This is a genomic window from Nocardiopsis lambiniae (genome assembly GCF_031845465.1).
Classification (GTDB): Bacteria; Actinomycetota; Actinomycetes; order Streptosporangiales; family Streptosporangiaceae; genus Nocardiopsis; species Nocardiopsis lambiniae.
In genome coordinates this window covers 164,393-186,280 of record NZ_JAVREP010000002.1, presented here as the reverse complement: position 1 = coordinate 186,280, position 21,888 = coordinate 164,393, and the positions used below count along the sequence as shown (strand labels likewise).

Below are 21,888 nucleotides of genomic sequence, written 5' to 3'. Positions count from 1 at the left end.
CGGGGGGATGGTGGCGGGACAGCCCGTGGGGGTACGGGAGTACACGGTTGGGGCTATACACCGCGTCAAGTCCTTACTCGGTTAAATGGCGCGCATAGCAACGAGATCATTGCTGTGTGCCACCTCCGTGTCAATGTTCGCGAAGACTCAATCTGGCCACACGGCGTAGGAAAACGCTCCCAAGTGACCCGTGTTTCGCCAGGGGAGAAACTAGACAAAAATCCCTTTTGGTATGAATACCTAGCGAACCGAATTCTGGTACCGGGTCCCTTTTTCGAGGGTCACGGCCGGGAAAACCCAGATGAGCGCGGTGTGCGCCCGACACGAGGGGCGCAAGGACCGGCCGGTACAGTGGTGAGGCCGACGCGGCCCGTACACGAGGCCGATCGGTCGGCGTCGACGAAGCGAAGTCCGGTACCGCGGCCGAAACCCGCCGCCCAACCCGGCGCTGTCCCGCAACTGTGGAGCCCCGCCCCGGCGGGGACGAGCCAGGTCGCCTTCCCGACGCCGCACGCCCCCGTCCTCGTGGGAAGGACAGGCCGTTCTCCGCCGAGGCCGCTCCCCTTCCCCCCGTTCCACCAAGGAGCACCGTGCGGATCGCACACCGACTTCCCGTGGCCCTGCTGGGCGCGACGCTCGCACTCACCGCCTGCGGCGACACGGGCGACGACCCCGAGCCCACCGGGACCCCGGAGCCGGGCACCGACACCGCCGCCGCGGTCTGCGCCCCGCCCGAGGCCGATCCGAACCGCCCCACCGTCGGTGACGGCACCTTCCCGGTCACCCTGACCGACGCCGTCGGCGAGGTCACCGTGGAGGGGGCGCCCGAGCGGATCGTCTCCCTGTCCCCGAGCCACACCGAGATGCTCTTCGCGATCGGGGCCGGCGAGCGGGTCGAGGCCGCCGACGAGTACTCGAACTTCCCGGCCGAGGCCCCCACCACCGACCTGAGCGGGTTCACGCCCAGCGTCGAGGCGATCGTCGAGTACGACCCCGACCTGGTCGTCATGTCCGACAGCGCCCAGGAGACCGCCGCGCAGTTGGCCGACGTGGACATCCCCACCCTGGTCATGCCCGCCGCCGCGGACCTGGAGGACACCTACGCCCAGATCCGCCTGCTCGGCGACGCCACCGGTCACACCGAGGACGCCGACGCCGAGGCCACCCGGATCGAGACCGAGTTCACCAAGGTCGTCGAGGAGGTGTGCGCCGAAGCGGGCGATGCCGGGCTGAGCTTCTACCAGGAACTCGACGAGACCCCCTTCTCCGCCACCTCCGAGACCTTCGTCGGTCAGATCTACTCCTCGTTCGGCCTGGTCAACATCGCCGACGCGGCCGACGACGGCACCGCCGGGGGCTACCCCCAGCTCTCGCAGGAGTACATCGTCGAGGAGAACCCCGACCTGATCTTCCTGTCCTACGGTGACGAGGCCGCCGTCGAGGCGGTCGCCGAGCGCCCCGCGTTCGACACCGTCACCGCCGTGCGGAACGACGCCGTGTACCTGCTCGACGCCGACGTCGCCTCCCGTTGGGGACCGCGCGTCGTCGACTTCGCACGCCTCGTCGGCGACACGGTCCTCGACAACACGGCGAACTAGTGACCAGGGGCGTTGTCGGTGTCCCCCTCGGATGGTCCGCAGGAAGTCTGGTCGCGCTCGCCGTGGCCGTCGTCTTCGGGATCTCCGCGGGCGCGGCCTCGCTCTCCGCGACCGACATCGTCCTGCACCTGCTGAGCCTCCTGCCGTTCGGAACGGAGACACCGCTCACCGAGCGGCAGGCGGCCCTGCTCGTCGAACTGCGGTTGCCCCGCGTGATCATGGGCGCCGTCGTCGGCGCCCTGCTGGCCACCGCGGGCGCGGCCTACCAGGGCGTCTTTCGCAATCCGTTGGCCGACCCCTACCTCCTCGGGGCCGCCTCGGGCGCGGGTCTGGGCGCGACGGCGATCATCGTCTTCGGCTCCGAGTTCAGCGACTCCCCACGGGCGCTGGTGCCGGTCGCGGCCTTCGCCGGCGCCCTGGTGGGGGTCGCCGCCGCCTACCTGCTCGGTACCACCGCCGGCGGGGGAGGGACGTCCTCGCTCGTGCTGGCCGGGGTGGCCGTCTCCTCGTTCCTGGCGGCGGCCCAGACCTTCGTCCAGCAGATGGGCACCGACCAGTTGCAGCGCATCTACGCCTGGCTGCTGGGCGGCCTGGGCCGGGGCGGATGGGACGACGTGCGCCTCATCGCCCCCTACACCGTGCTCGGTCTGCTGATCCTGCTCGTCTGCGGCTACCTGCTGGACATGCTCGCCCTGGGCGACGACAAGGCGGTCAGCCTCGGTCTGAACCCGGCGATCGTGCGGATCGTCGTGATCTCCGCCGCGTCGTTGGCCACCGCCGCCGCGGTGTCGGTGAGCGGGCTCATCGGATTCGTCGGCATCGTCGTTCCCCATATCGTGCGCCGCCTGGTGGGATCGAGCTATCGGGCGATCCTGCCGGTGACGATGATCGTCGGGGCCGCCTTCCTGGTCGTCGTCGACATCGTCGCGCGCACCGTGGTGTCCCCGGCCGAACTGCCCATCGGCGTGGTCACCGCCTTCCTGGGCGCGCCGTTCTTCGTGCTGATCCTGCGCACGACCCGCCACCACGCCACCTGAACCCGGGCGGGCCCCGCCGCCGACGGGTCACCGGTTCGTTCCCGGCACGCCACCCGGGCGTGATGCGAACGCGTCGGACACTCTGGGAGACTGGGCGGGCTATGGAAATCTACTTGCTCGCAGGTCTTGCCATCGTCGTCGTGCTCTTGGCCGTCGGCGGATTCTTCCTGGTCAGGACCCGGCGTCCGGTCGCGCCGGGTGAGGAGGAGACCGCACCCGAGGTCACCGGAGAGCCGAAGTCGGCCGCCCCGGAGGACCGAGAGCGGGACGGAGGGGTCGATCTCCTCCCGCCGGCCCAGGCGCCCCCGGTGGGCGCGTCCGTACCCGAGGCCCGGGTCGCCCCCGCCGAACCGGAGCCGGAGACGCCTCCTCCCTCCGCCGGGCGCATGGTCCGCTTGCGCGCCCGGTTGGCCCGGTCGCAGAGCTCCTTCGGCCAAGGGCTGCTCAACCTGCTCTCCTCCTCGTCGCTGGACGAGGACGCCTGGGAGGAGATCGAGGACACCCTCATCACCGCCGACATCGGGGTCACCTCCGCCGCGCAGATCGTGGAGAACCTCCGCACCAAGGTGAAGGTGCTGGGCACCCGCGACCACGACGAGGTCCGGACCCTGTTGCGGGACGAGCTGCTCGCACAGATCCGCACCGACGCCGACCGCGCGGTGCGCACCGGACCGCACGGCGACCGGCCCGGGGTGATCATGGTCGTCGGCGTCAACGGCACCGGTAAGACCACCACCACGGGCAAGCTGGCCCGGGTGCTGGTGGGCGACGGTCGCACGGTCGTCCTGGGCGCCGCCGACACCTTCCGCGCCGCCGCCAGCGAGCAGCTCCAGACCTGGGGCTCGCGGGTGGGCGCGCCGGTCGTGCGCAAGGAGGAGGGCGCCGATCCCGCGAGCGTCGCCTTCGACGCCGTGACCCGGGGCATCGAGGACGGTGCCGACACCGTCATCATCGACACGGCCGGCCGATTGCACACCAAGACGGGCCTCATGGACGAGCTCGGCAAGGTCAAGCGGGTGGTGGAGAAGAAGTCCCAGGTGGACGAGGTCCTGCTGGTCCTGGACGCCACGACCGGGCAGAACGGCCTGCGTCAGGCCCGGGTGTTCGCCGAGGTCGTCAACGTGACCGGGATCGCGCTGACCAAACTGGACGGCACCGCCAAGGGCGGCATCATCGTGCAGGTCCAGCGTGAACTGGGCGTTCCGGTCAAGCTGGTCGGTCTGGGCGAGGGGCCCGACGACCTGGCGCCGTTCGACCCCGAGGTCTTCGTGGACGCGATCCTCGGCTGAGGGCCGTCCCTCACGCCACGGCCGGGCATCCCAGCGGGGATGCCCGGCCGTGGCCGTTCACCGGGTCCGAACACGCCGTTCGTCGCACCCGGACGCCCACTGTGATCCACGTCATGCGATTGAAATGCCGGTGTTACACGCTGTGGTGACTTCCTGGCAATGACTCCGTTATCACTGTGAGATCTTACCCTCCGTGTCGGATGTATCGCTCATGGTCGAGGTGGGGGCGCGCTGTCTGCGTCGATGCACGTGCATTGGTCGTCATCGGGGGGTCGGTTCACCTGTCGTTAACACGACTGGCTGTCCTTTTACCCCCGCGCAACATGTCGGGCTCCACAGAGAAACACCCCGATCGGAGAGTTGCCCGTGTGGTGATCTGCATCGGGCCCGATGATGCGCTCGCTGACTGCCGCCCTCACAGACAATCCCCCGTCCGTCCTATGGAGGCGACGTAATGATTGACACCGGCACGACAGCGTGGCTGCTGACCAGCGCCGCGCTCGTGATGCTCATGACACCGGGCCTGGCCTTCTTCTACGGAGGCATGTCGCGAGCCAAGAGCGTGCTCAACATGATGCTGATGAGCTTCGCCAGCATCGCGGTCGTCAGTGTGCTCTGGGTCCTGGTCGGCCACTCCCTGTCCTACTCCGAGGGCTTCGGCGCCCTCGACATGTTCATCGGCGGATTCGACTACGTGGGGCTCACCTCACTGATCGGTGAGGTCGACGCCGAGGGCGGCTACCCGCTCCTGGTCGACGCCGGCTTCCAGATGATGTTCGCGGTCATCACCGTCGCCCTGATCAGCGGCGCCATCGCGGACCGCGCCAAGTTCGGCGCCTGGCTGCTGTTCGCCCCGATCTGGGCCCTGGTGGCCTACTTCCCCGTCGCCCACTGGGTCTGGGGCAGCGGCTGGATCGGCGCCCTGGAGATCGGCGGCTACGAGGTCATCGACTTCGCCGGCGGTACCGCGGTCCACATCAACGCCGGTGCCGCGGCGCTGGCCCTGACCTTCGTGCTGGGTCGCCGTAAGGGCTTCGGCTCCGAGTCGATGCGTCCGCACAACCTGCCGTTCGTCCTGCTGGGCGCCGCCCTGCTGTGGTTCGGCTGGTTCGGCTTCAACGCCGGCTCCGCCTACGCCGCCGACGCCACCGCCGCCCTGGCCCTGGTCAACACCCAGGTCGCCACCGCCGCCGCCACCGCCGCCTGGATGCTCGTCGAGCGCATCCGCTACGGCAAGGTCAGTGCCCTCGGCTTCGCCTCCGGCGCCATCGCCGGTCTGGTCGCGATCACCCCGGCCGCCGCGAACGTCACGCCGGTCGGCGCGATCATCCTCGGCCTCCTGTCCGGTGCCGTCTGCGCCTACGCCATCAGCTGGAAGTTCAAGTTCAAGTACGACGACGCCCTCGACGTGGTCGGCATCCACATGGTCGGCGGCATCATCGGCTGCCTCGCCCTGGGCTTCCTGGCCGCCGAGGCCACGGGCGGCTCCGCCGGTCTCTTCTACGGCGGTGGCATCGGCCTCCTCGCCGTCCAGGCCATCTCGGTCGTCGGCGTCATGATCTACTCCTTCGTCGTCACCTTCATCATCGGCAAGGTCATCGATCTCATCATCGGGTTCCGCATCCCCGAGGAGGTCGAGACCAACGGGCTCGACCACGAGCTCCACGCGGAGTCGGCCTACGCCTTCGACGAACTCGACGAGATGGAGGCCGAAGCGGTCTCCTCGCCGACGCCTCCGGGCGAGGGGACGGCCTCACCGCAGGTCAAGGCCTAGTCTTCAATGTCGAGGTCGAGGGTCTTGCGCCGCTGACGCGGTGAGGTGACCCAGGGGCCGGTGGGGAGTGATCCCCGCCGGCCCCGCTGTCGTGTCCGATCACGTATTTCGTGTCATATGTGGCCATTCATGGAGCGTTATTGGCCGTGTGCCGGGTCTCGGTTCGATACCCTTGCCACGCGGTGCGGGTGGTACGGCGGAGGAACCGAACGCCGTCACGGCCGATCGCGCGGCCGACCACGGAACCGCCGACGCGTCCGACCGGAACCCGGGGGCGCACGGGCGCATCCCAAGGGACGCGCGGGTCGGGGCGCTCACCCCGCCCGACTCCCGGAAGAACCCACGCTGATTCGTACGTGCCCCGTGGATACGGGGTCAGGAGGCAAGATGGCGCCGGTCAATCACAACGGACTTCGCAGAGGCGGGCACGTCGTGCTCGCCGCGGCGAGCGCCACGGTCGTGCTCGGCCTGGCCGGGTGCTCCATCGATCTGAGCAACCTGCGCCCCGGTGGCGGGGAGCCCGAGCCCAGCCCCGAAACGGCCGAGCCCGTCGCCGCCGCGCCCTTGGTGGATCAGGCCCTGAGCGACCTCTCCGATTACCAGGGCCTCGTCGCCACAGGCCAGATCGCCGAGAGCGTCGGCGCCGACGTGCGCGACACCTCGCTCACCGTCGCCGACGGCGGCACCGCCAGCGGCACCATCCGCTCCGGCAGCATCGAGGCCGACGTCATCAGCGCCGACGGGCGGATCTTCATCCGCGCCCTGGAGGACTTCTGGCTCGACCAGGGCGTCTTCGCCCCCGATTTCGACGAGTTCAACGACAACTGGGTGCGGGCCTCCAGCGCTCAGGCGGGCATCAACCCCAGCGCCGTGCTCGCTCCGCCGGTGCTGGCGGAGATCCTCGGCGGTCTGGAACTGGAGTCGGACGAGGCGGTCGAGGAGAACCTGGACGGCACCCTCACCCACCGCGTCGATCTGGCCGGCGAGCGCAACCAGATGTGGATCGACGCCGAGACCGGTCAGGTCAAGCGCATCGCCATCGAGGAACTCGTCCCGCCGGAGGGCGAGACCGGACCGCAGGTGCGCCTGGACCTGGCGGAGGCCGAGACCACCGCCGTCGAGGAGCTCTACGACGGTGTCATCGCCGCGACCACGGACGAACTCGGTTCCTCCCGCGACGCCCGCATCGAGGTCGGCTGGGAGGGCCAGGCGGACATGACCTGCGAGGACGGCCCCAACTGCACCTGGTCCGGGACCGTTCGCGACGCGGCCGGGACCGGTAGCGGCAAGGTCGCCGTGCGCATGGACGTGACGTTCAGCAACTCCGAGATCGGCGAGAAGACCTGTAGCGACAGCGGCACCCTGGAGGCCGGCGGCACGCTGGACCTGTCGTGCGGCGCCGACTACAACATCGTCAGCTCCACCCAGCAGACCTACACGATCGACGGCAGCGCCACCCTGAGCACCAGCGGCCTGACCGGCGGTCAGCAGGAGAGCATGCTGGAGGCGCTGGACGAGCAGCGCGAGGCCACCCTGTCCGGTGCCGAGGAGCCCTCCGAGGACGAGAGCGAAGAGGACGGCGGCAACTGACCGGACGATCGGTCGAACGCCTGACGCACGCGAGAGGAGGGACGGGACGCCCGTCCCTCCTCTCCTTCGCCCTCCCGTCTTCCCGACCTCCCGCCCCCACGGTGCCCCGACGGGTTTCCGACGGTGGGACGAGGTCCGGGTAGGCTGAGAGACCAATTCCGAGACGAAGGACTGGCCACACTCGTGTTCGAGACGCTTTCCGACCGGCTGACATCGGTCTTCTCCTCGCTGCGAGGCAAGGGGCGCCTGTCCGAGGAGGACATCAACGCGACCGCGCGGGAGATCCGTCTCGCCCTGCTGGAGGCGGACGTCGCGCTGCCCGTGGTCCGTGATTTCATCGCGCGGATCAAGGAGCGGTCCCGGGGCGAGGAGGTCTCCAAGGCCCTCAACCCGGCGCAGCAGGTCATCAAGATCGTCAACGAGGAACTCGTCGAGATCCTCGGTGGTGAGACCCGACAGGTCCGCTTCGCCAAGAATCCGCCCACCGTCATCATGCTGGCGGGTCTCCAGGGCGCCGGTAAGACCACTCTCGCGGGCAAGCTCGCCAAGTGGCTGGCCGCGCAGCGCAACACCCCCCTGCTGGTCGCCGCCGACCTCCAGCGGCCCAACGCGGTCACCCAGCTCCAAGTGGTCGGCGAGCGCGCCGGCGCTCCCGTCTTCGCGCCCGAACCCGGCAACGGCGTCGGCGACCCGGTCGAGGTCGCGCGGCTGTCGATCGAGTTCGCCGAGCGCAACAACCACAACGTGGTCGTCATCGACACCGCCGGTCGTCTCGGTGTGGACACCGAGATGATGAAGCAGGCGGCCGACATCCGGGACGCCGTCAGCCCCGACGAGATCATCTTCGTCGTGGACGCGATGATCGGTCAGGACGCCGTCAACACCGCTCAGGCCTTCCTCGACGGGGTCGGCTACGACGCGGTCGCCCTCACCAAGCTGGACGGCGACGCGCGCGGTGGTGCCGCGCTGTCCATCCGGCACATCACCGGCCGTCCCATCATGTTCGCCTCCACCGGCGAGAAGCTGGACGACTTCGACCTCTTCCACCCGGACCGGATGGCCTCGCGCATCCTGGACATGGGTGACGTGCTCACGCTCATCGAGCAGGCGCAGCGCACGTTCGACGAGGCCGAGGTCCAGAAGATGGCCTCGACGATGGCCTCGGACGAGGACTTCACGCTCGACGACTTCCTCCAGCAGATGCAGATGGTCCGCAAGCTCGGCCCCATCGGCAACCTGCTCGGCATGATGCCGGGCATGGGTCAGATGCGCGACCAGATCGACAACATCGACGACAAGGCCCTGGACCGCATCCAGGCGATCATCCAGTCGATGACCCCCGGTGAGCGGGCCAACCCGAAGATGATCAACGGCTCGCGTCGGCTGCGCATCGCCAACGGTTCGGGCACCCAGGTCGGCGACGTCAACGGGCTCGTCACCCGGTTCTTCGAAGCGCAGAAGATGATGCGCAAGATGAAGAACGGCGGCATGCCCGGGATCCCCGGCATGCCGGGGATGGGCGGAGGCCGCAAGAAGGCCAAGGTCCAGACCAAGAAGAAGAAGGGCAAACAGCGCAGCGGCAACCCCATGAAGGCGCGCCAGCAGGAGCTGGAGCGCGAGCGGCGCCGCCAGGAGCAGGCCGAGAACGCTCCGCCGCAGCTGCCGCCGGGGCTCGGCGGCGGAGGGCAGCCCTCGCTGCCTCCCGCTTTCGGGGGAAACCAGCCCAACATGCCCGACCTGTCGAACTTCAAGTTCCCTGAGAAGTAGGCCACGCCGTCGGGCCGGCCAAGGAACACGTCCGCGTCTGGCACAATGAGTAGTCGACTAACGGTGTCGGGCCGGCCCTCTAACTAGCCCGCACCCACGTCTGTTCCGGTGGGTACCACAACCCCACGTGGCCGCTCATCGGGCGCCTCAACCGTTAATCGGGAGAAGACCACTCCAGTGGCTGTCAAACTGAAGCTCAAGCGTATGGGCAAGATCCGTACGCCCCAGTACCGCATCGTCGTCGCCGACTCCCGCACCAAGCGTGACGGCAAGGCGATCGAGGAGATCGGCAAGTACCACCCCAAGGAGCACCCGAGCCTGATCCAGGTGGACTCCGAGCGGGTCCAGTACTGGCTCGGCGTGGGCGCCCAGCCCTCCGACGCGGTCAAGGTCCTCCTCCGCAAGACCGGCGACTGGCAGAAGTTCAAGGGTCTGGCCGCGCCGGCCCCGCTCCAGGTCGCCGAGCCGAAGGACCCGGAGGCCAAGGAGGCCGCCTTCCAGGCCGCTCTGAAGGAGCTCGTGCTCCCGGGCGCCGAGAAGAAGACCGCCGCTCCGAAGAAGAAGGCGGAGAAGCCCGCCGCCGAGACCGCTGAGGCCGAGAAGTCCGAGGGCGAGGCCTGACGTGCTGGAAGAGGCGCTTGAGCACCTCGTGAAGGGGATCGTTGCGAACGCCGACGATGTCCAGGTGCGGGTCAAGAGACTCCGCAAGGGCAAAGTCCTGGAGGTCCGGGTGCACCCCGACGACCTCGGCAAGGTGATCGGCCGTAACGGACGTACCGCCAAGGCCCTGCGCACCGTCATCGGTTCGCTGGCCGGCGGTCGCTACGTCCGCGTGGATCTGCTGGACCTGAACGAAGTACGCTGATGCGCCTCCGGGGGTGCCGACCGTAGCCGGTCGGCACCCCCGCAGTCGTGCCCGGGGCCATCACGGTCCCGGGCATGGTTTTTCCCCGCACCCCTGGGAAGAGGGCGGGAGGCAAGGACGGAGTTCCCATGCGTTTGGTGGTCGGCAGGATCGGCCGTGCCCACGGTATTCGCGGTGACGTCGCGGTCGACGTGCGCACCGACACCCCCGAGGAGAGATTCGTCGTCGGCTCCGCCCTGGAGACCGACCGTCCCGGTGGCGCGCCGTTGACCATCGCGGCCGTGCGCGTGCACAGCGGTCGTCTGCTGGTGCGGTTCAAGGGCGTCGGTGACCGCGACGCCGCCGAGGGGTTGCGCGGCGTCAGCCTTCTCGTCGACTCCGAGCACATCGCGCCCACCGACGACCCGGACGAGTTCCACGACCACGAGCTCATCGGCCTGACCGCCGTCACCACCGGCGGCGAGGAGATCGGCACCGTGGACGACGTGCTGCACCACGCGCAGGACCTGCTGGTGCTGTCCGGGCCCGGTGGCCGTGAGGTGCTCGTCCCGTTCGTCGCCGCGTTGGTCCCCGAGGTGGACGTGTCCGGCGGCCGGATCGTCCTGGACCCGCCCCCGGGGCTGCTCGACCTCGCCGACTGAAGGGCGCACCGTGCGCATCGACATCATCAGCATCTTCCCCGACTACTTCGCCCCCCTGGACCTGTCCCTCATCGGCAGGGCGCGCACCTCCGGACTGCTGGACGTGCACGTCCACGACCTGCGTTCGTGGACCCACGACCGGCACAACACCGTGGACGACACCCCCTACGGAGGGGGCCCCGGCATGGTGATGAAACCCGAACCGTGGGGTGAGGCACTGGACTCCGTGATCGGCGACGCATCCGCCCGGCTCATCCTGCCCACCCCCAGCGGTCGCCCCTTCCGGCAGGCCGACGCCGAACGGCTGGCGGGGGAGGGGCACCTGGTGTTCGGGTGCGGTCGCTACGAGGGCATCGACTCCCGGGTCGCACAGGACGCCGCCGCGCGGATGCCGGTCGAGGAGATCAGCATCGGCGACTACGTCCTCAACGGCGGTGAGTCGGCGACACTGGTCATGGTGGAGGCGATCACCCGCCTGCTCCCCGGCGTGCTCGGCAACAAGGAGTCGGCGGTGCAGGACTCCTTCGCCTCCGGTGGCATGGAGAACCTGGTGGAGGGGCCCGTGTACACCAAGCCCGCCACCTGGCGCGGCCACGAGGTGCCGCCGATCCTGCTGTCGGGCAACCACGGGGCGGTCGACCGGTGGCGGCGCGACCAGGCGCTGCGCAAGACCGCGCGTAACCGCCCCGACCTGGTGGCCGCCATGCCGGAGGAGGGCCTGGACCGACGGGACCGGGAGGTCCTGGCGGAGAAGGACCACGACGGGGCCGGCTGAGCGATGGTTCGGCCCGCCGCCGGGGATGTGGCAGACTGGGTGGGTTCCCCCTTGGTGACCCCTAGGCATCCGCATGCCGGCGGCACGACGTCGGCCTCTGTGTCGGTCACCCGGGCGGTTCGACAGTCAGACCCGTATCAGGGCCATCGCCCGCGCGTCCCCGCTCCTTTCGGTGCGGGGCCGGTCGCGGCGCGCTATTGATGAGGATTCGCGAGATGCACACCGCCATTCAGGAGCTGGAGAAGGCCCAGCTGCGTTCCGACGTCCCGGAGTTCCGCCCCGGTGACACCCTCAACGTTCACGTGCGCGTGACCGAGGGCACCCGTACCCGTGTCCAGGTCTTCAAGGGCGTTGTCATCCGCCGTCAGGGCTCCGGCAACCGGGAGACCTTCACCATCCGCAAGGTGAGCTACGGCGTCGGCGTGGAGCGGACCTTCCCGATCCACACCCCGGCGATCGACAAGTACGAGGTCGCCGCCCGTGGCCGCGTGCGTCGCGCCAAGCTGTACTACCTGCGCGATCTGCGCGGCAAGGCCGCCCGCATCCGCGAGCGCCGCGAGCCCATCTCCCGGTAGTCGTCCGCTTCCTCTCCGAAGTCATACCGGCGGTTTCCCGCGCGGTATAAGCTTCGGCACGATGAACAAAGACGACAGGGACCCCGGCGCGGACGGGGTTCAGGACGAGGATTCCGCCCGGCCCGGCCCGGAGGAGCACGGCTCCACCACTGGCTCCCGAGTCTCCGACGACTCGGGAGCCAGTGCTGTCTCCGAAGAAGCGGACGGCGAGGCGGAGGAGATGGCGGATCCGGAGATGAGCAAGGACAAGCAGGGGTCGTTCTGGAAGGAACTGCCCATCCTCATCGTGATCGCCGTGGTACTGGCGTTCGTGATCAGGACCTGGGTGATGCAGGCCTTCTACATCCCCTCCGGGTCGATGGAGAACACCCTGCTCGTCGGTGACCGCGTGCTCGTCAACAAGGTCGTCTACGAGATCAGGGACATCCGTCACGGTGAGGTCGTGGTCTTCAACGGGGACGGGTCGTGGGACGACCCGAACACCGTTGTGGTCCCCGAGCCGACCAACCCGCTCTCGCGCGGCTTCACCTGGGTGCAGCAGCAGATGGGCGCGGCCCCCACCGGCAAGGAGTACATCAAGCGGGTCATCGGGCTGCCGGGCGACGTCGTGGAGTGCTGTGACGAGCAGCGGGTCACGGTCAACGGTGTCCCCCTGGACGAGGAGGACTACCTCTATCCGGGCAGCCTGGCCACGCACGAGGAGTTCGGGCCGGTCACGGTCCCCGACGGGCACGTATGGGTGATGGGCGACCACCGGGCGATCTCGGCGGACTCCCGGCGCAACCAGGGCAACCCCGGGGGCGGCGCGGTACCGATCGACCACGTGGTGGGTCGGGCCTTCGTGATCATCTGGCCCTTCGACCAGGCCGGCGGACTCGGGGCTCCGGAGACGTTCGCACGCTTGAACGACGACGCCTGAGTCCCTCGCGGGCATCCGGATGAGGAAATCCTCTCGTCCGGGCACGAAAGTCCGTTCCGTGACGCATGATGGATCCCAGGTCTTCTGCGGAACGTCCCCGGGTCTCCCCCCGTTGGGAACGACAGTGGAGGCCGACGCCGTACAGATGACAGGAGGCACCGGACGACCCCGCCCGGAGAGTGCTGACGAAAGCGAGCGCGTGGATGAGTTCTGAGGACCTGGAGAAGTACGAGGCCGAGATGGAGCTACAGCTCTATCGCGAGTACCGGGACGTCGTGGGGCTGTTCGGCTACGTCGTGGAGACCGAGCGGCGGTTCTACCTGACCAACCACGTCGATCTGCAACCGCGTTCCACCGAGAACGGGGAGATGTACTTCGAGGTCGTGATGGAGGACGCCTGGGTGTGGGACATGTACCGCCCAGCCAGGTTCGTCCGTAATGTCCGGGTTGTGACGTTCAAGGACGTCAACGTCGAGGAGATAACCAAGGCCGACCTCGAACTGCCCCCTGCGGAGGGCCGGGACTGACCCCGGTTATCCACAGAGAAAGATCGCCCCTGGCGGGGGAGCGCCCGATCACCGACCGTGGTAACGGGAGGTGGTCGACATGGATGCGCACGCCGCGTATCGCAGGGAACTGGGCGGCCTCGGCGAAGAGCTGGCCGCCGTGTTCCTGGAACGCTCCGGGATACGCGTGGTGGACCGCAACTGGCGGTCCCCCGCCGGGGAGATCGACATCGTGGCCCGGGACGGACCGGTCCTGGTCGTCGCCGAGGTCAAGACCCGGACCCGGCTCGGCCACGGCCACCCGATAGAGGCCATCGGACGACGCAAACGCCAACGGCTGCGCGGCCTCGGCCGCGCCTGGGCCCGGGCCCGCCGCGTGCGGTGCCACCCTCTGCGCATCGACGGCCTGGGCGTGCTCATCACCGACGGACGTGTGTTCATCTCCCACGAGCGGGGGATGGCATGACCCCGCACCCCCCTGGCCGTCACACGGCCGCCACCCCACACCGGGACACCCCGTCCGCACCGGGCGCGGTATCGACGTCCGGGCGAACCCCCCGGCGCGACGGACCCCTCCGCGAACGGAGGACGCCGTGATCACGCTCTCCCGCACGCACTGCGTCGCGTTGCTCGGGGTCGAGGGGCACATCGTCGAGATCGAGGTGCACCTGGGCGGGGGCGATCCCGGCGTCACCCTGGTGGGCCTGCCCGACGCGGCGCTGCGCGAGGCCCGGGACCGCATCCGGGCCGCGCTGGCCAACAGCGGCGAGGCGTGGCCCAGCGGGCAGATCACCATCAGTCTGTCCCCGGCCAGCCTGCCCAAGTCGGGCAGCCTCTTCGACCTGGCCATCGCCGCCGCCGTTCTCGCCGCCGAGGGCTCCATCCCACCGGACCCCCTGGCGGGTTCCGTCCTCATCGCCGAACTCGGACTGGACGGGCGGGCCCGACCGGTGCGCGGGGTGCTGCCGGCGGTGATCGCCGCCCGCGAACGCGGCCACGACCGCTTCGTCGTCGCCCGGGGCAACGCCGCCGAGGCCTCACTGGTCCCCGACATCGAGGTCATCGCGGTGGACTCCCTGGAGGACCTCTGCCTCTGGGCGCGGGAGGGGATCCCGCCGCAGACCCGAGCCCCGGACCCGGTGGCGCCCCGGCCGTGCCGGCCCGCCGCCGTGGAACCCGACCTGGCCGATGTGCTGGGGCAGCCGGTGGCCCGCCGGGCGGTGGAGATCGCCGCCGCGGGCGGTCACAACCTCATGATGCTCGGACCTCCGGGGACAGGGAAGAGCCTGCTGGCCGAACGGCTCCCCACGGTCCTGCCCCGTCTGGAGCCCACGGCGGCGTTGGAGGCCACCGCCATCCACTCGGTGGCCGGCCTGCTGCCGGAAGGCGCGCCCCTGGTGACGATGCCGCCGTTCGCGGCGCCCCACCACACGTCCACCCGTTCGGCGATCATCGGCGGTGGCAGCGGGCACCCGGTACCGGGGTGGGTGTCCAAGGCACACCAGGGGGTGCTGTTCGTGGACGAGGCGCCCCAGTTCGGGCGGGGTGTCCTGGACTCCCTGCGCGAACCCCTCGAACGCGGCGAGGTGGTGCTGGCCCGCGCCTCCTCCACGGTCACCTTCCCGGCCCGATTCCAGCTGGTCCTGGCGGCCAACCCCTGTCCGTGCGCCAGGCCGGGCACGCTCTGCGAGTGTCCGGCGGGCGAACGGCGGCGCTACTTCTCACGGATCTCCGGTCCGCTGCTGGACCGGATCGACCTCAAGGTCGAACTGCCCCAGGTGGGCCGGGCGGAGCTGCTCGCCGACCGCGCCTTCGCCGAGTCCTCGGCGGTGGTGGCCGCCCGGGTGTCGGCGGCCAGGGAACGCGCCGCCCGTCGCCTCGCCGGGACACCGTGGAGCACCAACTCCCAGGTGCCCGGCGCCCACCTGCGCCGGGACTTCCCGGTGGAGCAGGGCGCGTTGCGGATCCTGGGCCTGGCCCTGGATCAGGGCCGGATCAGCGCACGAGGGGTCGACCGCACCCTGCGGGTCGCCTGGACCCTGGCCGACCTGGCCGACCGCGACCGCCCCGGAGAGGAGGAGGTGGCCTATGCCTTCGCCCTGTGGTCCGGTCGCGCCTGATGAACCGTGTGCCCGCCTTTGGTCGAGGACACCGTCCGTCGGTCCCCGAGGGTCGTGGCGGCCCGGCACCGCGCCCGTCGGACGCGCGGGCGGGCCGCTCGGTGGGGTGGTCGAACGGGCGGCCGGGCTCCGGTCGGTCATCGCGGGCGCCGTGCGGGCCGCGCCGTCGACGCGAACGGCCGGGCGGTCGGCCACCGGTGCGCACCGCCGAGTGGTGTCGAAGGGGCGGGGTGTTCCCACGCCACCGGACCGCGGGTGGTCGCCTCGATTCCGGTGGGGCCGGAGACGAACGGGTGACCGCCATGCCGGGGGCCACGCCCTCACCGGCCCGGTGCGCTTCGCGGGCAGGGCGTGTCGTCGGTGCGGTGTGCGGGTGGATGTCGGGTTGACGGAGGTCGACGATGGGTGAGGACCGGACGGACGTGCGGGCGTTGGCCGGGTTGACGACGGTGGTGCCGCCGGGGGACCCGTGGCTGGGGATGATGCTCGCCGAACACGGGGCGGCCCGGGTGTGGGCGGAACTGGTGGCGGGGGCTCCGCCGCCGACGGTCGACGAGGTCCCCGGCGACGGACCTCGGATGGTCGACCCGGAACGATCGGCGGCCCACTGGCGGCGCTGGCACACGGCGGCGGCACGGGTGGACGTCGACGCGTTGATGGCGGCGTCGGCCGCCGCCGGGATCAGGTTCGTGGCCCCCACGGACCCCGAATGGCCCGGGCGGCTGAACGAACTCCAGGCGCCCGGCGGACGCCGCTCCCACGGGCTGTGGGTGCGCGGCGGCGGGGATCTGCGCAACCTGTGCCTGCGCTCGGTGGCCATCGTCGGAGCCCGGTCGGCCACCGCCTACGGTGAGCACATCGCCGCCGAACTCGCCTACGACCTGGCCGAGCGCTCCGTCGTCGTGGTCTCCGGCGGCGCCTACGGCATCGACGGCGCCGCGCACCGGGCTGCCCACGCGGCGGGCTCCACCGTGGTCGTGCTCGCCTGCGGCCTGGACGTGGACTACCCCCGCGGGCACGCCGGGATGTTCGCCGACATCGCCCGCACCGGGGTCCTGGTGAGCGAACGCCCCGTCGGCGCGGTGCCCCGGGCCAAGGACTTCCTGATCCGCAACCGACTCATCGCCGCGCTCACCCCCGGCACGGTGGTGGTGGAGGCGGGGCGGCGCAGCGGGGCGCTCAACACGGCCTCGCACGCCGTCGACCTGCACCGGGTGCTCATGGCCGTCCCCGGCCCGGTCACCTCGGCGATGTCGGTGGGATGCCACCTGCTGCTGCGCGACCGGCAGGCGGGCTGTGTCACCAACGCCGACGACGTACTGGCCCAGATCGGCCCCCTCGGCGACGTCCCGCCCGGGCCGGTCAGGGTCGTCACCGAACTGACCCCCGAGAGCGCCCGGGTACTGGACGCGGTCTCCCGGAACGGCAGCGGTCCGGCGGTCATCGCCCAGGCCTGCGGGCAGGGCCTCGAACCCACGATGCGGTCACTGGGACTGTTGGCCGCCGCCGGACTGGTGGAGCGCTGCCCCACCGGATGGAGGCTGCCCCGTTGACGCACCCGGTCGTGAGCGACCGGGTACGGCAGGCTCTCGGGCGTCCACCGAGCCTGGGGTGTGCGCGGGTCGATCCGGGTGACCCGTGAACCTCGGGAGGCGGTCGCGCGCGGTGCCGGGATGGGCGAACGGGGTCCCGGCGCCCGCCTCACGTCGCGGTCGGACGCGAACCGGGGACGCACGGCCTCGGCGGCGGCCCAGGGGCCGCCGACCCCCGTCCAGGGACCGCGGGCCTCTGGACGGTCTCCCGAGACCCGCCGACCACGCGCGAGGGCACCATCGCGTTCCTGCCGGCCCGGTCCGTGGCGGCCTTCAGGGCGATCTCCCGTGCCCTTGTCGGTCGGGGCGTCTTCGGTGGGGCCGAACCCGCTCAAGGTGCGGTTCGGCTCACCCTCCCGAGGTGGGAGCGCTGATACCGTGCGGACATGGCCAAGCCCTACAGTGACGCCCTGATCGCCGACGGCCCGCTCCTGTTCATCTCGGGCCAGATCCCCCTGGGGCCGGACGGAGAGGTCGCCGGGGACATCGGCGGCCAGACCCGCCAGGTCCTGCGCAACATGGAGGAGATCCTGGCCCGGCACGGCGCGGACCTGGGCCACCTGGTGAAGGCGACCTACTACCTGCGGCACATCAGCGACCTGGAGGAGTTCCGGAGCGCGCTCGTGGACACCCTGCCCGCCGGCCACCTCCCGACCTCGACCCTGGTGGAGGTGAGCGGTCTCATCGACCCCACCTACATGGTGGAGGTCGACGGGGTCGCCTGCCTGCCCCAGGACCGATGAGCGACTCGTCGGAGGGTTTCGCCGTCCACCTGTCGGGCGAACTGGGCCGGTCCCAGCACACCGTGCGGGGCTACCTCGCCGACCTGCGCTCCCTCCTGGGGTACCTGGAGGAGCAGGGGCTGGAGGTCGCCGACCTGGACGTCCCGGTGGTGCGCGGGTGGCTGTCCCGCACCCGCGACGAGGGCGCCGAACGCTCCACCATCGCCCGCCGGGTGGCGGCCGTGCGCGCCTTCACCCGCTACCTGCACCGTGAGGGTGTGCTCGCCGCCGACCCGGGGCCCCGCCTGTCCGCCCCGACCCAACGGCGCACCCTGCCCACCGTCCTCGACGAAGGACAGGCCGAGGCGGCGCTGTCCCGACCGGTCGACGACACCCCGGTGGGCGTCCGACGGCGCGCGGTGGTGGAACTGCTCTACGCCACCGGTGTCCGGGTCGCCGAGCTGTGCGCCCTGGACCTGGCCGACGTCGACCGCGCCCGCAACACGATCCGGGTCCTGGGCAAGGGCGACAAGGAACGCACCGTTCCGGTCGGAGCCCCGGCCCTGGACGCCCTCGACGACTGGCTCGCCACCGGACGCCCCGCACTGGCCGTGCGGGCCAGTGGCACGGCCCTGCTCCTGGGTGCCCGTGGCGGCCGACTGAACGTGCGCCGCGCCCGCGAGGACGTGCATGCCCACCTGCGGGCCACAGGTCTGGACGCCGCTCCGCACGACCTGCGCCACAGCGCCGCCACCCACCTGCTCAACGGCGGCGCCGACCTGCGCAGCGTCCAGGAGTTCCTGGGACACGCCAGCCCCCGCAGCACCCAGATCTACACCCACGTCTCCGCCGACCGCCTGAGAGACGTCTACCGCCGTGCCCACCCCCGCGCCTGACCGCCGCCCCCCGAGCCGACCTCTGCGCTTGACCATGCCTTCCGCCCCGTCCTCCGCGCACCCCGGCACCGGCCCGCGTCCGGTGGCCGTCGACCCGCGGTGCCACATCCGCGTCGCCCAACGGAGGATCCGCGGTATGTTCCGGCGGCGGTCGCGGACATCCGTCGGCACCGCCACCAGCACGACCATGACTCCCACACGACAGGCGGATGTCCCACACCCGGCCGTGAACCACGGGTGGAGGGCCGGGTGGTCGATGAACGGGGCCTCCCGGGTTTCGGTGTTGTGATCTCAGTCATTTCCCATTCCCCTGGGGTGGTGGCGCCGGAGGCGTGTACTCAGCCGGTTCCCCCTGCTCGGCAGGCGTCGCGAGCATTGACGCCGACCTCGCATCCGGGCATGAAATCCCTTTCCTCCGATGTGTTTCGGTAGAAAATTCTGTGAAGAACGGCGAATCGGGCTTTTCTTCGGAAAGGGGATGTATCGGGTTCCCAGGTTCGCTCGGTCACCGGGAGCGGGGGAGGAGGCGGACGTCGATGGGCCCCAGGAGCGACAGGGGGTCGAGGTAGTCGGGGCCGCGGCGCAGCCCCCAGTGGAGGCACACGCGGTCCGGGCAGTGGCGGGGTTCGGCCGCGATCGTGCCGATGACCTGGCCGATCGTCACCGGGTCTCCGCGGACCAGGTCGCTCTCCACCGGAAGGTAGGTGGTGCGCAGTTCGCCGTGGGAGATCGACACCACGGGCGTGCCGGCCACCGTGCCCGCGAAGTGGACGCGACCGCTTCCGGCCGCCAGCACCTCCTGCGCGGGCCCGGCCGTCAGGTCCACCCCCCGGTGGCCGGGCGACCAGCGGAACTCGGGCGGTTCGAAGGGGCGCAGCACCTGCGGAGGCGGATCCAGCGGCCATCGCCACACGGTCTCCGCGGCCACCGCAACGGGGGAGAGGAAGAGAAGGCAGAGCAGGAGGAGCAGGAGAGAGCGCATGCTTCCAGGGTCGCTTTCGGAGGTCCGAGGCGCCGGCCCCTCCCCGAACCTGTGGACGACCGCGCTCCCGGTCTCCGACGCAGGTCCCGCCCGTTCCCCGCGGAGGATAGAATCATCGTTGGCCCGTCGGGCCGAACACACTACGCACGTCCACCGGCCTCCCTCGGGAGGGGGCGCACCCACGGTCCACACCGCTTCGGCGGGGTGGCGGTGCGTCCGGGGCGTCAGGAACAACCGAAGGCGGGGAGCCCTATCCCCGCCACCACGAGGAGGACCCGTCATGGCCACAGTCGTGACTACCCGCCAGCTCCTGGAGAGCGGCGTCCACTTCGGGCACCAGACCCGTCGCTGGAACCCGAAGATGAAGCGCTTCATCCTCACGGAGCGCAACGGCATCTACATCATCGACCTCCAGAAGTCGCTGGCGCACATCGACCGCGCCTACGAGTTCGTCAAGCAGACGGTGGCCCACGGTGGCACCGTCCTGTTCGTCGGCACCAAGAAGCAGGCGCAGGAGGCCATCGACGAGCAGGCCCGCCGCGTCGGCATGCCCTTCGTCAACCAGCGTTGGCTGGGCGGCATGCTCACCAACTTCTCCACCGTGCACAAGCGGCTCCAGCGCCTCAAGGAGCTGGAGGAGATCGACTTCGACGACGTCGCCGGCTCCTCGCTCACCAAGAAGGAGCTCCTCAACCTCCGTCGTGAGAAGGAGAAGCTGGAGCGCACCCTCGGTGGTATCCGCGACATGACCCGCGTGCCCAGCGCCGTGTGGATCGTGGACACCAAGAAGGAGCACATCGCGATCAGCGAGGCCCGGAAGCTCAACATTCCGGTCGTCGCGATCCTGGACACCAACTGCGACCCGGACGAGGTCGACTACCCGATCCCGGGTAACGACGACGCCATCCGCAGTGTCAGCCTGCTGACCCGCGTGATCGCCGACGCCGTCGCCGACGGTCTGCTGGCCCGCTCCGGCGCCGGTGAGCAGAAGTCCGCCGAGGAGCCCCTGGCCGAGTGGGAGCGCGAGCTCCTCGAAGGCAAGGCCGAGACCGCCGACTCCGCCGAGGTCGAGAAGGACCTCGTCGAGGCTCCGGTCGAGACCCCCGCGCCCGAGGTGCAGGCCGCCATCGACTCCGAGGCTCCCGCCGCGGACGAGGCCCCTGCCGCCGAGGCCCCCGTTGCGGACGAGACCCCCGCCGCGGACGAGGCTCCCGCCGCCGAAGAGACCCCGGCCGCCGAGTAGTAGACGGTCCTTCGGGACCACGACACCCCGGTGCCGCCCCACCCCGTCCGGGTGGGGCGGCTCGCGGGGTGTACGGACCACTCATCTTCCGTACAGACACTCCAAGGGAATCCAACAGTCATGGCGAACTTCACCGCCGCGGACGTCAAGAAGCTGCGCGACATGACCGGCGCGGGCATGATGGACTGCAAGAAGGCCCTGACCGAGGCCGACGGCGACTTCGACAAGGCCGTCGAGGCCCTGCGCATCAAGGGCGCCAAGTCCGTCGACAAGCGCGCGGGCCGCACCGCCGCCCAGGGCACGGTCGTCCTCCGCCAGCAGGGCGAGGGCAAGGCCACCCTCATCGAGCTCAACTGTGAGACCGACTTCGTCGCCAAGAACGCGCAGTTCATCGAGCTGGCCGACCAGGTCGCCGACTTCGTCGCCGCTCAGGACAGCGACGACCTGGCCACCGTCGCCGCCGCCGAGATCGAGCCCGGGAAGACCCTCCAGGGCTACATCGAGGAGAAGAGCGCGATCATCGGCGAGAAGCTGGAGTTCCGCCGCTTCGCCAAGTTCGACGGCGCCTACGTCTCCGCCTACCTGCACAAGTCCGACCCGGACCTGCCCCCGACCATGGGCGTCCTGGTCGAGCTGGACACGGTGAACGAGGAGGTCGGCAAGGACCTCGCGCAGCAGATCGCCGCGATGGCCCCGCAGTACGTCTCCAAGGACGAGGTGCCCGCCGAGGTCGTCGAGAACGAGCGCCGCATCGCCGAGCAGACCACCCGCGAGGAGGGGAAGCCCGAGCAGGCCATCCCCAAGATCGTCGAGGGTCGCCTCAACGGCTTCTTCAAGGACGTGACGCTGCTCGGCCAGCCGTTCGTCAAGGAGAACAAGAAGTCGGTCCAGCAGGTCGTCGACGCCGCCGGCGTCACGGTCAAGCGCTTCGCCCGCTTCAAGGTCGGCCAGGCCTAGGTTTTGACATGATGGAGGTGCCGGGGAGAACGACTTTCCC

General features: G+C 70.3%; 21 protein-coding genes. 20 read left to right on the top strand and 1 reads right to left on the bottom strand.

Annotation, left to right across the window (positions count from 1 at the left end; all coding sequences use genetic code 11):
* Positions 1 to 590 precede the first annotated feature (590 nt).
* From RM479_RS05215 to RM479_RS05130, 18 genes are all read left to right on the top strand, one after another.
* Entirely contained in the window at positions 591 to 1,598 is a 1,008-nt protein-coding gene (locus RM479_RS05215) for an ABC transporter substrate-binding protein (protein ID WP_311510575.1), read from the top strand.
* Entirely contained in the window at positions 1,598 to 2,635 is a 1,038-nt protein-coding gene (locus RM479_RS05210; RefSeq protein ID WP_311510574.1) for a FecCD family ABC transporter permease, read from the top strand. Before RM479_RS05215 ends, RM479_RS05210 begins: the two co-directional genes overlap by 1 nt.
* 101 nt (positions 2,636 to 2,736) lie before the next feature.
* Positions 2,737 to 3,924 (top strand): signal recognition particle-docking protein FtsY, encoded by a 1,188-nt coding sequence (gene ftsY, locus RM479_RS05205; protein ID WP_311510573.1) that lies wholly within the window; start codon positions 2,737 to 2,739, stop codon positions 3,922 to 3,924.
* Between the two features lie 454 nt (positions 3,925 to 4,378).
* Complete coding sequence (locus tag RM479_RS05200) at positions 4,379 to 5,698, top strand: ammonium transporter (protein ID WP_311510572.1); 1,320 nt, start codon at positions 4,379 to 4,381, stop codon at positions 5,696 to 5,698.
* Between the two features lie 387 nt (positions 5,699 to 6,085).
* Positions 6,086 to 7,288, top strand: coding sequence for a LolA-like protein (locus tag RM479_RS05195; RefSeq protein WP_311510571.1), 1,203 nt, complete (start codon positions 6,086 to 6,088; stop codon positions 7,286 to 7,288).
* Positions 7,289 to 7,471: 183 nt separating this feature from the next.
* The gene (ffh, locus tag RM479_RS05190; RefSeq protein WP_311510570.1) at positions 7,472 to 9,055 is read left to right on the top strand and encodes a signal recognition particle protein; all 1,584 of its coding nucleotides are present in this window, start codon (positions 7,472 to 7,474) and stop codon (positions 9,053 to 9,055) included.
* A gap of 177 nt (positions 9,056 to 9,232) precedes the next feature.
* Entirely contained in the window at positions 9,233 to 9,676 is a 444-nt protein-coding gene (gene rpsP / locus RM479_RS05185) for a 30S ribosomal protein S16 (protein WP_274809197.1), read from the top strand.
* Position 9,677: 1 nt separating this feature from the next.
* Entirely contained in the window at positions 9,678 to 9,920 is a 243-nt protein-coding gene (locus RM479_RS05180; protein WP_274809196.1) for an RNA-binding protein, read from the top strand.
* A gap of 128 nt (positions 9,921 to 10,048) precedes the next feature.
* Positions 10,049 to 10,561, top strand: coding sequence for a ribosome maturation factor RimM (gene rimM / locus RM479_RS05175; RefSeq protein WP_311510569.1), 513 nt, complete (start codon positions 10,049 to 10,051; stop codon positions 10,559 to 10,561).
* A gap of 10 nt (positions 10,562 to 10,571) precedes the next feature.
* Entirely contained in the window at positions 10,572 to 11,336 is a 765-nt protein-coding gene (trmD, locus tag RM479_RS05170; protein WP_311510568.1) for a tRNA (guanosine(37)-N1)-methyltransferase TrmD, read from the top strand.
* 215 nt (positions 11,337 to 11,551) lie between these two features.
* The gene (rplS, locus tag RM479_RS05165; protein ID WP_274809193.1) at positions 11,552 to 11,911 is read left to right on the top strand and encodes a 50S ribosomal protein L19; all 360 of its coding nucleotides are present in this window, start codon (positions 11,552 to 11,554) and stop codon (positions 11,909 to 11,911) included.
* Between the two features lie 61 nt (positions 11,912 to 11,972).
* The gene (gene lepB, locus RM479_RS05160; RefSeq protein WP_311510567.1) at positions 11,973 to 12,830 is read left to right on the top strand and encodes a signal peptidase I; all 858 of its coding nucleotides are present in this window, start codon (positions 11,973 to 11,975) and stop codon (positions 12,828 to 12,830) included.
* A gap of 203 nt (positions 12,831 to 13,033) precedes the next feature.
* Positions 13,034 to 13,357, top strand: a complete 324-nt coding sequence (locus tag RM479_RS05155) for a DUF2469 domain-containing protein (RefSeq protein ID WP_274809191.1) — start codon at positions 13,034 to 13,036, stop codon at positions 13,355 to 13,357.
* 79 nt (positions 13,358 to 13,436) lie between these two features.
* Positions 13,437 to 13,802 (top strand): YraN family protein, encoded by a 366-nt coding sequence (locus RM479_RS05150; protein WP_311510566.1) that lies wholly within the window; start codon positions 13,437 to 13,439, stop codon positions 13,800 to 13,802.
* A 130-nt stretch (positions 13,803 to 13,932) separates the two neighbouring features.
* Positions 13,933 to 15,456, top strand: a complete 1,524-nt coding sequence (locus tag RM479_RS05145; protein WP_311510726.1) for a YifB family Mg chelatase-like AAA ATPase — start codon at positions 13,933 to 13,935, stop codon at positions 15,454 to 15,456.
* 401 nt (positions 15,457 to 15,857) lie between these two features.
* The gene (locus tag RM479_RS05140) at positions 15,858 to 17,009 is read left to right on the top strand and encodes a DNA-processing protein DprA (protein ID WP_311510565.1); all 1,152 of its coding nucleotides are present in this window, start codon (positions 15,858 to 15,860) and stop codon (positions 17,007 to 17,009) included.
* Between the two features lie 425 nt (positions 17,010 to 17,434).
* Positions 17,435 to 17,791 (top strand): RidA family protein, encoded by a 357-nt coding sequence (locus RM479_RS05135; RefSeq protein ID WP_311510564.1) that lies wholly within the window; start codon positions 17,435 to 17,437, stop codon positions 17,789 to 17,791.
* On the top strand, positions 17,788 to 18,666 hold the full coding sequence (locus RM479_RS05130; protein WP_311510563.1) for a tyrosine recombinase XerC: 879 nt from the start codon (positions 17,788 to 17,790) through the stop codon (positions 18,664 to 18,666). The genes RM479_RS05135 and RM479_RS05130 overlap by 4 nt, the downstream gene beginning before the upstream one ends.
* A 505-nt stretch (positions 18,667 to 19,171) precedes the next feature.
* On the opposite strand, the gene RM479_RS05125 is transcribed toward RM479_RS05130, so the two are convergent.
* Entirely contained in the window at positions 19,172 to 19,648 is a 477-nt protein-coding gene (locus RM479_RS05125; protein ID WP_311510562.1) for a M23 family metallopeptidase, read from the bottom strand.
* 280 nt (positions 19,649 to 19,928) lie between these two features.
* On the opposite strand from RM479_RS05125, the gene rpsB reads away from it, so the two are divergent.
* Entirely contained in the window at positions 19,929 to 20,891 is a 963-nt protein-coding gene (gene rpsB, locus RM479_RS05120) for a 30S ribosomal protein S2 (RefSeq protein WP_311510561.1), read from the top strand.
* A gap of 120 nt (positions 20,892 to 21,011) precedes the next feature.
* On the top strand, positions 21,012 to 21,848 hold the full coding sequence (gene tsf / locus RM479_RS05115) for a translation elongation factor Ts (RefSeq protein WP_311510560.1): 837 nt from the start codon (positions 21,012 to 21,014) through the stop codon (positions 21,846 to 21,848).
* The last annotated feature ends 40 nt before the right edge of the window (positions 21,849 to 21,888 follow it).

Bases quoted from the DNA above. Each gene is read 5' to 3' on its own strand.
- RM479_RS05135 (WP_311510564.1), top strand. From the start codon at position 17,435: ATGGCCAAGCCCTACAGTGACGCCCTGATCGCCGACGGCCCGCTCCTG.
- RM479_RS05150 (WP_311510566.1), top strand. From the start codon at position 13,437: ATGGATGCGCACGCCGCGTATCGCAGGGAACTGGGCGGCCTCGGCGAA.
- lepB (WP_311510567.1), top strand. From the start codon at position 11,973: ATGAACAAAGACGACAGGGACCCCGGCGCGGACGGGGTTCAGGACGAG.
- tsf (WP_311510560.1), top strand. From the start codon at position 21,012: ATGGCGAACTTCACCGCCGCGGACGTCAAGAAGCTGCGCGACATGACC.
- RM479_RS05140 (WP_311510565.1), top strand. From the start codon at position 15,858: ATGGGTGAGGACCGGACGGACGTGCGGGCGTTGGCCGGGTTGACGACG.
- RM479_RS05130 (WP_311510563.1), top strand. From the start codon at position 17,788: ATGAGCGACTCGTCGGAGGGTTTCGCCGTCCACCTGTCGGGCGAACTG.
- rimM (WP_311510569.1), top strand. From the start codon at position 10,049: ATGCGTTTGGTGGTCGGCAGGATCGGCCGTGCCCACGGTATTCGCGGT.
- rpsB (WP_311510561.1), top strand. From the start codon at position 19,929: ATGGCCACAGTCGTGACTACCCGCCAGCTCCTGGAGAGCGGCGTCCAC.
- rplS (WP_274809193.1), top strand. From the start codon at position 11,552: ATGCACACCGCCATTCAGGAGCTGGAGAAGGCCCAGCTGCGTTCCGAC.
- RM479_RS05195 (WP_311510571.1), top strand. From the start codon at position 6,086: ATGGCGCCGGTCAATCACAACGGACTTCGCAGAGGCGGGCACGTCGTG.
- RM479_RS05155 (WP_274809191.1), top strand. From the start codon at position 13,034: ATGAGTTCTGAGGACCTGGAGAAGTACGAGGCCGAGATGGAGCTACAG.
- RM479_RS05200 (WP_311510572.1), top strand. From the start codon at position 4,379: ATGATTGACACCGGCACGACAGCGTGGCTGCTGACCAGCGCCGCGCTC.
- RM479_RS05125 (WP_311510562.1), bottom strand. From the start codon at position 19,648: ATGCGCTCTCTCCTGCTCCTCCTGCTCTGCCTTCTCTTCCTCTCCCCC.
- ftsY (WP_311510573.1), top strand. From the start codon at position 2,737: ATGGAAATCTACTTGCTCGCAGGTCTTGCCATCGTCGTCGTGCTCTTG.